This window comes from Ancylobacter sp. (assembly GCF_965229075.1).
Lineage (GTDB): Bacteria > Pseudomonadota > Alphaproteobacteria > Rhizobiales > Xanthobacteraceae > Ancylobacter.
In genome coordinates this window covers 53,405-68,015 of sequence record NZ_CBDDIO010000001.1, presented here as the reverse complement: position 1 = coordinate 68,015, position 14,611 = coordinate 53,405, and the positions used below count along the sequence as shown (strand labels likewise).

Annotated in this window: 7 protein-coding genes; 2 read left to right on the top strand and 5 right to left on the bottom strand. The window is 68.1% G+C overall.

Annotated elements, in window-relative coordinates:
• Window positions 1-860: 860 nt before the first annotated feature.
• Complete coding sequence (locus ACO07Z_RS00320) at window positions 861-1,430, bottom strand: NADPH-dependent FMN reductase (RefSeq protein ID WP_421696862.1); 570 nt, start codon at window positions 1,428-1,430, stop codon at window positions 861-863.
• 256 nt (window positions 1,431-1,686) lie between these two features.
• Between ACO07Z_RS00320 and dcd the strand changes: the two genes are divergently transcribed.
• Window positions 1,687-2,244 (top strand): dCTP deaminase, encoded by a 558-nt coding sequence (gene dcd, locus ACO07Z_RS00315; RefSeq protein WP_421696861.1) that lies wholly within the window; start codon window positions 1,687-1,689, stop codon window positions 2,242-2,244.
• Between the two features lie 6 nt (window positions 2,245-2,250).
• Here dcd and ACO07Z_RS00310 read toward each other — a convergent pair whose 3' ends face one another.
• The gene (locus tag ACO07Z_RS00310; RefSeq protein WP_421696860.1) at window positions 2,251-2,631 is read right to left on the bottom strand and encodes a DUF6481 family protein; all 381 of its coding nucleotides are present in this window, start codon (window positions 2,629-2,631) and stop codon (window positions 2,251-2,253) included.
• 112 nt (window positions 2,632-2,743) lie between these two features.
• On the opposite strand from ACO07Z_RS00310, the gene ACO07Z_RS00305 reads away from it, so the two are divergent.
• Window positions 2,744-3,643 (top strand): DMT family transporter, encoded by a 900-nt coding sequence (locus tag ACO07Z_RS00305; RefSeq protein WP_421696859.1) that lies wholly within the window; start codon window positions 2,744-2,746, stop codon window positions 3,641-3,643.
• Between the two features lie 24 nt (window positions 3,644-3,667).
• Here the strand turns inward: ACO07Z_RS00305 and ACO07Z_RS00300 are convergent, their stop codons facing one another.
• The 3 genes from ACO07Z_RS00300 to ACO07Z_RS00290 all read right to left on the bottom strand — a co-directional run bounded on the left by ACO07Z_RS00300 (window position 3,668) and on the right by ACO07Z_RS00290 (window position 14,483).
• Complete coding sequence (locus ACO07Z_RS00300) at window positions 3,668-12,745, bottom strand: autotransporter-associated beta strand repeat-containing protein (RefSeq protein ID WP_421696858.1); 9,078 nt, start codon at window positions 12,743-12,745, stop codon at window positions 3,668-3,670.
• A 249-nt stretch (window positions 12,746-12,994) separates the two neighbouring features.
• Window positions 12,995-13,537, bottom strand: coding sequence for a superoxide dismutase family protein (locus ACO07Z_RS00295; RefSeq protein WP_421696857.1), 543 nt, complete (start codon window positions 13,535-13,537; stop codon window positions 12,995-12,997).
• A 166-nt stretch (window positions 13,538-13,703) separates the two neighbouring features.
• A complete protein-coding gene (locus ACO07Z_RS00290; RefSeq protein ID WP_421696856.1) occupies window positions 13,704-14,483 on the bottom strand; it encodes an FCD domain-containing protein in 780 nt (259 codons plus the stop codon).
• Window positions 14,484-14,611 lie beyond the last annotated feature (128 nt).

Below are 14,611 nucleotides of genomic sequence, written 5' to 3'. Positions count from 1 at the left end.
TCGTGTCCCGAACCACCGGCACAGCGTGCCGCGCCGATCCGGGACCCAGGGAAAGCTCTTCGGCCGCATCCAGCCGCTCCACAGCGCGACCCCGAGAGCAGCATCCTTCGAGGCTCGCTGCGCTCGCACCTCAGGATGACGACGCTCATCAGCCCCGGCCCCGTCATGCTGAGGTGCCGGCGCTTGCGCCGGCCTCGAAGCACGCAGACGCCGTGGATGAGGGGACCTTCGTGTCCCGAACCACCGGCACAGCGTGCCGCGCCGATCCGGGGTCCAACAAAAACCGTTCGGCCGAAACCCGGCTCCACGCCCCCTCATCCCCGGGCTTGACCCGAAGGACCCAGCCTTTGCGACGCCATTCGGCCGAACGTCTGGAGGGCCGGGTCAAGCCCGGTCCTGAGGGTGTGCAAGCGGCGGCGTCTCGCGAAACGAAGCGGCCTCGTGTCCCGAACCACCGGCACAGCGTGCCGCGCCGATCCGGGACCCAGGGAAAGCTCTTCGGCCGCATCCAGCCGCTCCACAGCGCGACCCCGAGAGCAGCATCCTTCGAGGCTCGCTGCGCTCGCACCTCAGGATGACGACGCTCACCAGCCGCCGCCCGTCATGCTGAGGTGCCGGCGCTTGCGCCGGCCTCGAAGCACGCAGGCGCCGTGGATGGGGGCACCGTCGTGTCCCGGGCCCGCGGCACAGCGTGCCGCGCCGGCTGCGACGTACGGGAGAGTCTTCGGCCGAAACCCGACTCCACGCCCTCATCCCCGGGCTTGACCCGGGGATCCAGCCTTCCCAACGGCACATGGCGGAAAGCCTGGGTGGCCGGGTCAAGCCCGGTCCTGAGGGCGTGCGAGCGACAACCGCCCGCCTCAGCCCTTGGCGTGCGCCGCCAGCAGGTGGATTTCCTTAATCAGCGCCTGGACACCGCCGGTGAGGAACTTCACCGTCTTCTCGTCGGTGAAGGCGCCGTCGGCAATCTTGTCGCCGACATTGGGAATGGCGAGGTGCGGATAGGCGACGATGCGCGCGCCCGCCGCGCTCAGCGATTCGCGCAGCGACGCCTGGGCGCGGATGCCGCCGGTGGAGCCGGGCGAGGAGGTGAGCACCAGCACCGGCTTGCCGAGCAGCGTGCCCTTGGCATAGGGGCGCGAGCCCCAGTCCACCGCGTTCTTCATCGCGCCCGAGGGGCCGTAATTATATTCCGGCGAGGCGAAGATCACGCCGTCGGCAGCGGCAATGGCGGCGCGCAACGCGGCGGCGCCGGCCGGCTGGGTGGCGCCGTCCTCGTCCTGATTGTAGAGCGGCACGTCGTTCAGCGTCAGCACGGTGAGGTCCGCCGTCGGGGCGAGCGCGGCTTTCAGCGCTTCCAGCACGGCGGTGGAATAGGCGCCGGAGCGCAGGCTGCCGGAAATGCCGAGAAGCTTCGGGCGGTCGGTCATTACAGGGGAACTCCACAGCAGGGGTTGGGTCGGGGCGCCCAACTTGTGGCGGCGCGCGCTCTCGCTCAAGCTCTTTATTGCGATGCGGTGCAAATCGCCTTCTGCCGCCACGCAATCGACCGAGCGGCGGCCGGGGAGCCGCATCGGGCATGGCATTTGCCGGGGGGTGAGGCCATGTTAGCACTCCCGCACTGCGGGAAGCCCGCCCGTCTTGCAAGACCTCTTATCGAGAGACCTCTTTTCGAGAGCTTTGCCCGTGATCCTGACCGACCGCGACATTCTCGACGCCATGGCCGAAGGCTCGGTGCTGATCGACCCGCCGCCGCCACCGGAATTCTATGCGCCGAACGGCGTCGACCTGCGGCTCGACGCCCGGCTCACTTTATATCGCGATCCCGCGCCGGGGGAAGACCCGGTCATCGACCCCGCCGGGCCGGGCTACAGCTTCCGCGAGGCGATCACCCGCATGGCGGGCGACATCGACATCGGCACGGAAGGCTTCGTGCTCGACCCCGGGCGGCTGGTGCTGGGCTGGACGCTGGAGCGGGTGGACCTGCGCCCGGGGGCGCGGCTGGCGGCGCGGGTGGAGGGCAAGAGCTCGCTCGCCCGCATCGGCCTCATCGTCCACCTCACCGCACCGACCATCCACGCCGGATCGACGGGCCAGATCCAGCTCGAGATCATCAATCTCGGGCCGCGCCCCATCCGCCTGCGGGCGGGGATGAAGGTGTGCCAGCTGATATTGGAGCAGACGCTGGGTGTACCCCAGCGCGGCTATGGCGGGCAGTTCGCCGGCCAGCGCGCGGCCGGCTGAACGGCCTCAGCGGCGGCCGACACGCTGCTTGCGGGCGGCGTAGCGCTCGTCGCGGCGGGCCTTGGCGGCGGCAGCGGCAGCGGCGGCTTCCTCGATGGCGGCCGCCTTGGCCGCGATCTCGGCTTCCGCGGCAGCGGCCGCGTCAGCAGCGGCAGCCTCGGCGGCGAGGCGCGCGGCTTCGGCCTCGGCCTCCTTGCGGGCGGCCTTCTCGGCGGCCTTCGCCGCCTGCGCCGCCTGCCGCGCCTCGGCAGCGGCCTTGCGCTCGGCCGCGCGGGCGATCATCGCCGGGTCGTCCGGGCTCGGGCGTTCGGCAAGGCGGGACACCAGCCGGGCGCGGGCTTCGGCGGCATTCTTCTGGCGGTCTTTGAAGGAATCGACTGATTTCATGCCGCTTCCCTTATCTCTTTTTTGCGCCAATTGACAGCCGCCTGCGAGCAACTAGTTTTCGCGCGCGATCCGGCCATGCGAGCCGCCTCGCTTGGCGAGCGGTGTACGCGTGATGAGTCCGAAAGACCTGGCTTCCTACCTGTTCCTGGCGCTCGTCTGGGGATCGTCCTTCGTGGTCATGGACCACAATATCCACGCCTTCGGCTGGGCCGGCTCCGTGGCGTTCCGCTCCTTCTTCGCGGCTGGCACGCTCTACCTCGCCGCCCGCGCCTCCGGGCGGAAGCTCGACTTCTCCTGCGGCCCGTTTCCGCTGTTCATGGTGGGCCTCGCCACCGTGGCCCTGCAGCTCGGGCTGATATCCTATGGCCTGCCACGCATCGGCACCGCCATGTCGGCGATCCTCGTCGCCACCATCCCGCTGTTCACCATGCTGATCGCGGCGGCGTGGGGGGTCGAGCAGTTCCGGCTCAGCGGGCTGGTGGGCATTGGGCTCGGCGCGGTGGGAATCGTGCTGCTGGTGGGCTTTCCCGCCCAGCCGGTGACGACATCGTTCATCATCGGCTGCGCCGCGACGCTCGGCTCCACCCTCTCCGCCGCCTTTGGCAGCGTCTATGCCGGGCGGCGGCTGGCGAAGACCGGCTCATGGGAGATCACCATCGGCGCGTTCTTCTTCGGCGGCGTGCTCATCCTGCCGTTGATCGCCTTCGTGCCGCTGCCGGGCATGCCGGGGCTGCTGGATATCGCCTCGCTGCTCGTCGCCGGCGTGCTGATGAGCGCCATCACCTATGTGATCTTCTACCAGCTGATCGCCTCCATCGGCCCCACCCGCGCCATCAGCGTGGAATTCGGCGTCACCGGGGTCGCCGTGACCATCGGCACGCTGCTGCTCGACGAACCGCTCACCCTGCCGCAGATCGCCGGCGGCGTGGTGATCGGCATCGGCTGCGCGCTGGTGCTCGGCGTCATCCGCCTCGGGCGGGCCGAGGCGGTGGTGGAACATCCCGGCGCCTGAGCCCCGGACGCAGCGCAGCGCCACTCAGAAGCGGATCTGCAACGCCCCGCTCACGGCGTTCTGCTGGGCGCTGGTGGCGATCTGCCCGTCATAGCGCAGGCTGAGCCGCGTGTTCGGGTTCAGCTCATAGGCCAGCCCGCCGCCGAAGATGAACGTATCCGTGGCGATGGGCGCCCCTTCGATGCTGAACGGTGCCGAGCCGGTGGCAAAGCTCATCACCGCCGCCGGTACGGTATCGCCGAAGGCATGCTGCCAGCCCAGCGTGAAGCTGGCGACGATGGGCACGCCGTGCACGTCGATCTTCTGCCCGCCGCGCAGCCCCAGCGTCGAATAGAACGTGTCCATGGCGCCGGCATCCACAGTCAGCGCCGAGTTGGACCCGCGCTCGACCGTGTTCCAGCCCTCGACATGCAGATAGGCGAGGCCGAGGAAGGGCTCCAGATCGACCGGTCCCAGCGGCAGGTCATAGCCGAGCTCGCCGAACAGCTGGGCCGAACCGGCATTGGCGTCGCTGCTATTGGACGCCTGATAGCCGGGGAAGGCCACGCTGCGGGAGAACGACATGTCGTGCCAGGCATAGCCGCCGCCGAGCCGCAGAGCCCACGGACCCTGCTGCGTCGCGCCGTAGAGGCCGAGTTCGTAATTGTCCATGGAGCCGGACGAGGCGCGGCCGGACACGTCGAGCCAGGAGCGGCTGTAGCCGCCATAGGCACCGAGCCTCCAGTCGGCGGCAAAGGCGGCGTCGAAGCCGCCGACAAAGCCGCCGATCGAATCCGCAACCGCTGCCGCGTTGCCGTCGGAGCCGAGGGAGCCCTGCGCGCCGAAGCCCTGCATCCACATGACCGTCGCGCCGTCGGCCCCGAGCCGCGCCGTCTGCGGCCCGTCGCCGGCATAGGCCAGGGGTGCGCCGGCGCCCTCGAAAGAGGCCTGCCGCAGCCGCGCGCCCACCGCGTCGCGGGTGAACACGGATTGCTGCTGGATCACCGATGCGGTGGAGGCGTAGATCTCACCGGAGAGGGCATCGAAGGCGATATAGGCCTCGGATTTCAGCTGCGAGGCCACCGCGTCGTAAATCTCGTTGCCCGCCCCGAGCGACTCGATGCCATTGGCGGTGACAATCTGGTTCCACGTCCGCGCCTCGCGCCAGAACGGAATGTCCCGCCGCACGAGGTTCAGGATGACCTCGGTGTCGGTGTAGGACAGCAGCGGATCGAGGAAGGCGAAATTGCTCGTCACCGTTCCGAAGAGGCCATGCACGCCGTCGCCGCCGGTCAGCACGGTATAGGTCTTGTAGTTGGCATAAGTGCCGCGCTCGGCATGCAGCTCCAGGGTGCTGTCGAGGTTGATGCCGACGGCGCCGCTGACGGCGAGCAGATCGCTACCCCGACCCGGCGAGATATCCACCCGATAGGTGGTCCCGGCCGCCAGCGTCAGCGTGCCATTGATGTTGAGGGTGCCCGGTGAGAAGCCGGGCGAGATGACACCGCCGTCGAGCACATCCACCGAGCCGATCGTGCCGACGCCACCAAGAACGCCGTGCGCGCCGACACGGAAGCTCACCTGCGAGTCGGTTCCGCGCTGCACCAGCACACGCGCATCGTCGGTCTCGACGACGCCCTTGTAATCCGAGCCGGTGAAATCGACCGTGCCGCCGCCTTCCAGTTTGACCCGGCCGGTGCCGCTGAGCGCGACCGGGAAGGTGTAGCGCCCGGCAAGATCGTAGATCAGCGTGCCCTTGTTGACGATGGAGCCACTGAGCCAGCCAGCCGTACCGCCATCGCCAATCCTCAGCGTCCCACCATCGATGGTGGTGCCGCCCCCCGGCGCGGCGGTGCCGGTCAGAACCAGCGTTCCCTCGCCCTTGAGCGTGAGAGTGCCCGTGCCGCCGATGATATTGGCGAAGGTGCCCGTCGACGCCTGATCGAAAACGAGGGCGCCATTGTTGAGAATGTTGCCCTCAAGCGAAACGGTATTGCCCACCACCGTCCCGCCGAGGATGGCCAGTGCGCCATAGCTGTTGTCGCCGGTCAGGGTCAGGCGCCCCGCGCCGGTCTTGGCCAGCACGCCCGGTCCCGAGAGGGTGCCGGAAAGGTTGAGGAAGAGGTCCGCGCCCACATCGATCGACGCACCCGCGCTGCTCACGATGACATTGCGTGCGGAAGAGAAACTGTGCAGCACCTGAAGCGTGGCACCATTCAGCGCCAGCGCGGTGCCCGCCTTGCCCAGGCTGTGATCTGCGTGCACCGCCAGGGTCGCGCCGGAGACGGAGGTGCCGCCAGCATAGCTGTTGATCCCGGCCAGTTCCAGCGCTCCACCACCGGCGACGTAGAGCGCACCATTGCCGCCGACCGTGCCCGTGAGCGTCAGCGTGACGCCCGTGCCGACGCTGAACCCGCCGCTGGCGTTGAGCGTCACCGCGCGCGTGCTCGTGAAGGAGGCGGTCGGCGCCAGAATGCCGCCGCTCAGCGTCAGCGAACCAGTAGCCGCGCCGAGATTGCCATCGGAGGCCACCTGCAAGCTGGCACCGGCCCCGATGGTCGTGCCGCCGGCATAGGTGTTCACCCCCGTCAGGGTGAGCGTGCCGGACCCATATTGCGCCACCTGCCCGCTGCCGGAGATGACACCGGCAAAGGTCACGGCATCGGCGCGGTTGAAGGCAAGCGTTCCGTCATTGGCGACATTGCCGGTGATGGCGCCCGAGGTGCCGCCATTGCCGAGCACCAGCGTGCCGGCAGTGATGCGCGTGCCGCCGGTGTAGCTGCTCGTCCCGGTCAGCACCAATGCGCCCGCCCCCGCCTGCACCAGCGAACCCGTGCCGGAAATGGCACCGGCATAGAGGATGTTGTCGGAGCGGTTGAAGACCAGCATGCCGGCGGTCGCGACATTGCCGGAGAGTGTTCCCGAGGTTCCGCCGTCGCCGATCTGCAACGTGCCGGCTTCCACCACGGTGTTGCCGGTGTAGCTGTTGCTGCCCGTCAGCACCAGCGTGCCAAGGCCGCTCTTGGTGAAGCTCCCCGCGCCGCCGATCGCACCGGACAAGGTGAGCACCGCCGCATTGGCGACGCTGATCGTGCCGCCGCCGATCAAGGTCACCGTGCGCGCGCTGGCGAAGCCGAGATCGGCGGAGAGCGTGCCGCCGCCGAAGATGAGCCCCCCGGTCGACGCGCCGAGAGCGGCGTCGGCGGTCACATGCAGCGTGCTGCCGGGACCGATGCCGGTGCCGCCGGAATAGCTGTTGCTTCCGGTCAGGAACAGGTCGCCGGCGCCGATCTGTACGACGGTGCCGCTGCCGGAAATGGTGTTTCCGATCACCGTCTGATCCGAGCGTGCAAAGGCGAGGATACCGTTATTGACGATGGCGCCGGCCACCTGCCCCGTGGTTCCGCCATTGCCGATCTGCACCACGCCCTGCTGGATTTGCAGGCCGCCCAGGCTGTCAATGTCCCCGGTGACGATGACCGCGCCGGTGCCGGCCTGCACCACGGTGCCCTGGCCGGAGACGTTGTTGGCGAAGATGAAGCTGTCGCTACGGTTGAGAACCAGCGTCGCGTCATTGACGATGGCGCCGCTGACCGAGCCCGTGGTGCCGCCATTGCCCAGTTGCAGCACGCCGGCCCGGATGATTGTCTTGCCGGTGAAGCTGTTGTCGGCGGCCAGGATCAGCGTGCCGTCACCCTGCTTCGTCAACCCGCCACTGCCGGTGACCGCCGAGGTCAGCCCGAGCGTGGTGCCGGTGGCCACCTTCAGCGTGCCGCCGTCGTACAGAACGAGGTTGCGCGCGGTGGTGAAGCTGCCTGTCGTCGACAGCGTGCCCTCCGCCAAGGTCAGCGCCCCCGAGACCTGACCGAGATTGGCATCGGCGCTCACCTGCACCGTGCCGGCCCAAACCAGCGTGCCGCCCGCATAGCTGTTGGCGCCGGTGAGCGCCAGCGTGCCGCTGCCGATGTGCGCGACCCCGCCCGTGCCGCTGATGGTGCCGGCAAAGGTGATGGAGTCTGAGCGATGGAAGGCGAGCAGACCATTGCTGGTCACGTTGCCGACGACACTGCCGGAGGTACCGCCATTGCCGATGACGAGGGTGCCAGCGGAAATGGTAGTGCCGCCGGAATAGCTATTACTGCCGGTGAGGGTGAGTGTCCCCGCCCCCATCTTCACCAGCGCGCCCGTGCCGGCGAGAACACCGGAGAACGTGGTGTTGGTGGCATCGTAGCCCGCCGAAAGCGTATGGCTCTGCAGGTTCACCGTGCCGCTGCCGGCGAGCGAGCCGATGCCCTCATTGGCGCCCAGCTGCAGCGTGCCCGCCGCCTCGATGCGCACGGCGGATGCGTTGGAAATCGCGGCGCCGCCCTGCACTTGCAGCGTGCCCTCGGCGATCACCGTCTCCCCGGCATAGGTATTGGTGCCACTCAGCACCAGCGTGCCGAGCCCTTCCTTGCGCAGGCCACCCGTGCCGCTGATGGTGCCGGAAAGGCCGAGCGTTTCGCCCGCCCCCGGCTTCAGGCTGCCGAAGCCCTCGATTACCACCGCGCTGCCAAGGGCGAAGGAGCCGGTCGTTTCCAGCCCGCCGCTGGCAAGGGTCAGAACATTGCCGGCGTCGCCGAGGGACGCCGCGCTGGCGACGCTGACAAAGCCGCCGGAAATCTTGGTGCCGCCGACATAGCTGTTGGCACCGGAGAGAATGAGCGTGCCGGTGCCGACCTTCTCGATGCCGCCCGTGCCACTGATGGGCGCGCTGATCGTCGCGGTGACATCATGCCCTTCCACCCACAGCACGCCGCCGCCATTCACGTGCAGGCTCGACGTCGGCTCGGTGCCATCGGCCTTCAGAACATAGCCGTCGGTGACGAATTCAAGCTTCTGGAAGGTCTGCTCGCCGCGAATAGTGACGGTGCCGACGGTGCCGGTGAAGACGCCGGTCTCTCCACCCCACGGAATGGTCTGGCCGGAGGAAGCGAGATACCAGGTGTCCCCGGTCGAGGACCAGGTGCCGGAGCCGCCGAAGCTCGTCCCACCATCCGTGGTCCAGAGCTGCAGCGGGCTGGTATCGCGCAGCAGCAGGTTCACATGGCCGGGATTGCCGGTCTCGATCGTGCCGGTATAGGAACCGGAATCGACAAGGCCCGAGAGGTCGACCGAAGCGAAGCTGCCGCTAGTGCTGCCAGTATAGGTGAAGACGCGGTAGATGCCGGCGCCGTGCATCGCCTCGCCGGAAACGGTCAGCGTGCCGCTAAGCACGAGATCGCCGCTCACCTCGGCCACACCGGTATTCCCGCCGGCGCCCAGCAGCAGAGCCACATTGGCCCCATTGGCCAAGGTCAGCGAGCCGGTGACGAGCGCGACATTCTTCAGGTTGGGCTGCCCCGATACCCCGCCGGCCATCGTGCCGCCGGCGAGCACCGACACGGTGCCGGCAATGGCGCCAAAGCCTTGCAGCGTCGCGCCACTGGCGACACTGACCGAACTGGTCGCCACTGTGGCGCCATAGATCGCCAGCTTGCCTCCCTCGATGGTCGTGCTGCCAGTAAAGCTGCTGTCGGCCATCAATGTAAGTTCGCCGTCGCCGGTTTTCGTCAGGTTGCCGCTGCCGCCAATAGCGCCTTGCAGGAACCACATGTTTCCGGCGGCGATATCAATGGTGCCGTTGCCGGCGCCCAGGGTTACCGAGCGCGAGGACCACAAGCTGCTACTGGCCACCAGTGTGCCGCCATCAAGGGTCAATCCGCCAACGATCGCGCCGAGATTGTCGTCGTTCGACACCACCAGCGTGCCGGCGGACACCAGCGTGCCGCCGGTGTAGCTGTTCGAGCCGCTGAGAACGAGCACACCATCGCCGGACTTCACCAGTTGCGAGGGCGAACTCTCGCGGATCGCGCCCGTCAAGGTCAGCGTCTGGCCGGTCGCGACCGCAATGCCGCCGGTGCCGCCGAGCACGACCTGGCGCCCACTGCTGAAGGAGCCAGTGACGGCCAGCGTGCCATTCGCTAGGCTGATGCCGCCGCTCGCCGCGCCGAGATTGCCGTCGCTGCCGACCGACACCGTCGAGCCATTGCTGATCGCGGTGCCGCCGGCATAGGAATTGGCGCCGGTCAGCGTGACTGTGCCGCCGCCCACGGCGCTCACGCCGCCCGTGCCCGAGATCGCCCCGCCGAAGCTCTGCGACGTGCTGGAATTGAAGGCGAGCGTGCCATTATTGACCACATCGCCGGCCACCGAGCCCACAAGGACCCCGTTGCCGAGGTTCAGCGTGCCCGCCGTGATGGTGGTGGCGCCGGTATAGGTGTTGGCGGCGGTGAAGGTGACCGGCGCGTTGCCGGCATTCACCGTCACCCCGCCCGTGCCGGAGATCACCTCCGACATCAGCAGATCCTGCGCCGGCTTCAGAACCAGCGTGCCGTTGTTCTCGATGGGCACGGCCTGGAAGGTCGTGGCGGAGGCGCCGTCGCCGATCTGCAGCGTTCCGGCGGCGATGGTGAGGGCCGAGAGGTTGTAGCTGCCGGTGAGAACGGTCGTGCCCGCGCCCTGCTTGACGAGGCTGCCATTGCTGATCGAACCGCCAAAGCCTGTATTGGCGCCGTTGCCACCGAAGCTGAGCGTGTTGCCGCCAAGCAAGACAGCTCCGCTGCCGGCGAGCCCGCCAACGGTCTCGCTGGCCTGCAGCTGCACCTGCGCGCCGCCGGCCACCGTCACCGTCGTCTGATCGCCGAGCGCCGCGCCGCCAGCCAGAACCAGCGTCCCGCCGCTGATCAGGGTCGGCCCGGTGAAGCTGTTGCTGCCGGAGAGCGTCAGCGTGCCGGCTCCCGACTTCACCAGGCTGCCGCCGACGCCGGAGATACCGCCGGAAAAGGTGAAGTCACTGGCCGAATTGAGCGTAAAGGACGCACTGCCGAGGACCAGACTGCCATCGCCGCTGAGGCCCGCCACGGTCTGGTTCACACCGAGTTGCAAAGTGGAGCCCGCACCGCCGGAGAGGGCGACGATGGTGCCGGAACCGAGAACCGACTGGGAATCGAGGGCCAGCGTGCCGCCCTCAATGGTCAGCGCGCTCACATCGGCATTGACACCTTGCAGGGTCAGGGTGCCCGAGCCGGCCTTAGTGAGGTTGCCCGTGCCGGAGAAGCTACCGGCGAAGCTGGAGGAGGTGTTGTTGGCGCCGATGGTAAGCGTATTAGTGCCGATAATGATCGCGCCCGCACCCGCCAGCCCGCCTGTGGCGATGGAGGTGTTGAGCTGGAGGGTCGCGCCCTCGTCCACCGTCACGGTGCCGTTCGAGCCCAGCGCCGTGGCGGAGCCGGCGATCAGCGTACCGGCCGCCACCGTCACCGGGCCGGTGAAGCTGTTGGTGCCACTCAGCAACACGGTGCCCGGCCCGCTAAGGGTGAGACCGCCGCTGCTGCTGCCGTCGCTAATGTTGCCGCTGATCGTTCCTGTGGTCGCGTCAGGGGAGAAAATGGTCACATTGCCCGCGAGGGTGACAGCGCCCGTGAGATTTGTTGCCGGGGCATCCCCCTGAAAAGCGAATTCGAGCGTGGTGCCATCTTCGAGACTCAGCGTGCTCGGCACCTGACCCAACGGGAAGGCACCACCGACAGCGAGCGTGCCCTGCTCGACCGTTGTCGTGCCGGTGTACTGGTTATTGGCGCCAAGGGCGAGCATCCCGCCGCCCGTGACGATCAAATTGCCGGGCCCCTGAATTTCCTCCCCAAGGATCAGCACCGTGTCACTTGCGACGTCGAAGGTCGCGCCCGAACCGCTGCCGCCGCTCAAGTCGATCGGCTGGTTTATCGACATGGAGGCGGTCGTCGTCAGCTGGCCGGAATTGCTGATGGTCAGCGTGCCATAGCCGCCGAGCGACAGCGGGTCGGCGATCGACAGGGCGCCGTCCTGGATGTCCCAGCTGACCAAGCTTTCTGGCTCATTGATCAGCGTCCAGGAGGCCCCATCGATGACGGTGTAGAAGGAGAAATTGGTGATCGCAGAGCCGATCGCGCTGACGTCGAAGATTCCCGGCGAGGAGCCGCCAAGCGCCAGCGCGCCGCCACCCTGGGCGTAAATACCGCCGCTCTGGCTATAGGTCGAGGTGAGGACGAGCCAGTTGCCCTGCCCGGTGATGTAAACCGCCAGCGCCTGACCCGAGGGATTGCCGCCCTGAGTGCCGCCGGTGGCGCTGCCGGCGAGTGTGACGACGTTGTTATCGCCGGAAATGAGGATACCGGCCCCGCCCGACCCGCCGGTACCGGACAGCGAGATGCCGCCATCACCACCGGTGACCTGCCCGCTTGCCTCGATGATCACGTTTGCGGCCGTGCCGGCGACTTCGAGACCGCTGCCGCCGATGCCCCCGAAGGTTGGGAGATATCCATGCCCGCCAATGCCGCCGTCGCCGCCCTTGGCTTCACCGAGAATGCTGGCGCCACCGCCGGAGCCATAGAGATAAAGGCCGGTGCCGCCATCGCCGCCATTGCCGGCGCCACCCTGGAGCGGATAGAAAATGCCGTCATTTTCCCAAATGATGGAAGCGCCGCTGCCACCGTCGCCGCCATCGCCGCCCATCATCGCGTTCGGCAGGTTTAGCGTCGTTCCGGTCCCTTGGATTTGGATCGAGGCGCCATAACCGCCAGCACCCGGGCCGCCGCCACCGCCGGCGATACCTTGAATATCTTTGGCGTTGAACTCGCCGCCCTCACCGCCATCGCCGCCTTGGCCGCCGATCGCGTCCCCGCTCGGCGCCTCGGTACCGAAATAGCCGTGCGCTCCGCCGCCGCCGCCACCACCGGCGCCGCCGAGATCGCCATCCCCGCCATCGAGGCCCGGCATGCCCGGCACGAACCCGCCGACCCCGCCATCGCCATTGATCGTAACGAACTCCGGCATATTGCCCGGCGCGCCGAATCCGCCAGTCACGCCACCGCCACCGCCACCGCCGCCGCCACCCGGCGGCACTTCGAGATAGGCCGTGCCGTTGCCGCCGGGCCCGGTCGGGTTGGTGGCGCCGTTCATGGATTGAGCCAGCGCCGGCGAGGCGACGAGGAGGGCGGCAGAGGCGAGGAGCGCGGCGCGCAGCGACGCCAGCGAATGCGAAGATCGCAAAGGTCGAGACTTCATGGAAACGCGCCCGCCGGGTCAGATCATGCTGCGCCCTCCCGGACATGGCACGCACGCCGTCGCGCTCCGGCAGAACAGCCTGCGACGGGTCACGCCTCCCGACATTCGGAACGCAACTTCGTCGCAGTTTAGACACACCATAGACACGTGCGGAAACCGTTCAACACGCACATACCACTCGACAGCATCTTGTTTTCCGGCGTGACCGGCCTGCCACGCTACCTTTGCGGCGACGGCTCGGAAACCGCGTCAGGGTCGCTCGATGACCCCGCAGGCGATGCGATCGCCGGCCTTGCCGCCGGGCTGGCTCGTATAGTCGTCCGGGCCGGAATGGATCATGAGCGCCGAGCCATCGGCGTCGAACAGCGAGCCCGGGCCGGGTTCCAGCGTTACGAAGGTGTTGAGCACCTGGACGCTCAGCACCCCGTCCGGCCCGACGAACTGATTGGGCATGTCGCCGGCATGCGGCCCGTCAGGGTCGAGCAGGCCATGGCGCTTGCCGTGGGGATTGTAATGCCCGCCTGCGGATTCGAAGCTGTCGGCCGGGTCGCAGCGACCGATTTCGTGAATGTGGAAGCCGTGCGGGCCGGGCGGTATGCCCTCAAGCTCCACCGAGATCAGCACGCCATGCGGCGTCTGCCGCAGCGTGGCGTTGCCGAGCTGTTCGCCCTTGGCATCAATGAGGCTAGCGGAAGCGGTGTTTTCCCGAGCGGCATCCGAGCCCGCCGTCTGCGCGAGAACCGGGGTTGCGGCGGCGCAGAACGCGGCAAAGGCGAGGGTCGAGCGGCGCATAAGCGTCTCCTGTAGCGGGGTTGCGGGGCGCGCCGGCAAGGCCTGCCGCCACGTGGCGCATCCCGCCGGCGGCCGGCGCTGGAAGGCCCGCGCGCCGTCGCCCCTTGTGGAGGGCTAACGTTACGGCAACAGGCCCGTTCCCCTCCTCCCGCGCTTTCGCTCGTGTTCAGCCCGATAGCAGCGTCGAGCGATTGAGCCGGCGCACGGCGAGGTCGACGCGCGCCGCGTCGCGCCGTGTGCGGGCGACGGCATCACCGGTGAAGGTGAGATGGTGGTGGATCGCCTTCTCCGCCGCCTCCGGGTCGGCGGCCACCACCGCCTCGCCGATCGCCTTGTGCTGGGCGAGCAGCGCCTCGCGGAAGGTGGCCTCGGCGAAAAGGCTCGTGCGGTTGAAGAAGATGTCCCGGCGCAGCATCTCCGAGAAGGCGCGCATGACGTGCAGAATGACGAGGTTGTGCGAGGCCGCATAGATCAGCCGGTGCAGCACGATGTCCGCCTCCGCCTCGCGGTTGGGATCGCCGGCGGCGTGCGCGGCCTGCATTTCGGCAAGGCACTCGCGGATCGCCTGCCGCTCGGGCGCGGTGGCACGCACCGCCGCCAGCCCGGCCGCCATGCGCTCCACCGCCGTGCGGTATTCAAAGTAATCCGCCGTCACCTGCTCGTTGGATTGCAGCAACCCCGCCAGCGGATCGGTCAGGCCGGAAAGAAACTCGGTCACGCGGGTGCCCTCGCGGCTGGTGGCCAAAAGGCCGCGCTGTTCCAGCAGGGCGAGGGCGTCGCGCAAGGACGGACGGGAGACCTCCAGCCGCTCGGCGAGGTCGCGCTCGCTGGCCAGCTTCTCGCCGGGGCGCAGCACGCCTTCGAGGATCAGCCGCTCGATATGCTCGGCGATCGCCTCCGCCAGCTTCGGTGTGTGCAGGCGCTCCACGCGCGCGTCTCCCTTCATGTCGCCGAAGATCCTTCGGCTTGACCTTCGGTAAATGCCACGAAAGTCGAATCGTTGTCCAATTGACTTGCTCGGTAAATAAAACTTACCAAACAACACTTCATAACGATCTCCTTACCAAAGGAGGC

Bases quoted from the DNA above. Each gene is read 5' to 3' on its own strand.
- ACO07Z_RS00320 (WP_421696862.1), bottom strand. From the start codon at position 1,430: ATGACCGACCGCCCGAAGCTTCTCGGCATTTCCGGCAGCCTGCGCTCC.
- ACO07Z_RS00310 (WP_421696860.1), bottom strand. From the start codon at position 2,631: ATGAAATCAGTCGATTCCTTCAAAGACCGCCAGAAGAATGCCGCCGAA.
- ACO07Z_RS00305 (WP_421696859.1), top strand. From the start codon at position 2,744: ATGAGTCCGAAAGACCTGGCTTCCTACCTGTTCCTGGCGCTCGTCTGG.
- ACO07Z_RS00300 (WP_421696858.1), bottom strand. From the start codon at position 12,745: ATGAAGTCTCGACCTTTGCGATCTTCGCATTCGCTGGCGTCGCTGCGC.
- ACO07Z_RS00295 (WP_421696857.1), bottom strand. From the start codon at position 13,537: ATGCGCCGCTCGACCCTCGCCTTTGCCGCGTTCTGCGCCGCCGCAACC.
- ACO07Z_RS00290 (WP_421696856.1), bottom strand. From the start codon at position 14,483: ATGAAGGGAGACGCGCGCGTGGAGCGCCTGCACACACCGAAGCTGGCG.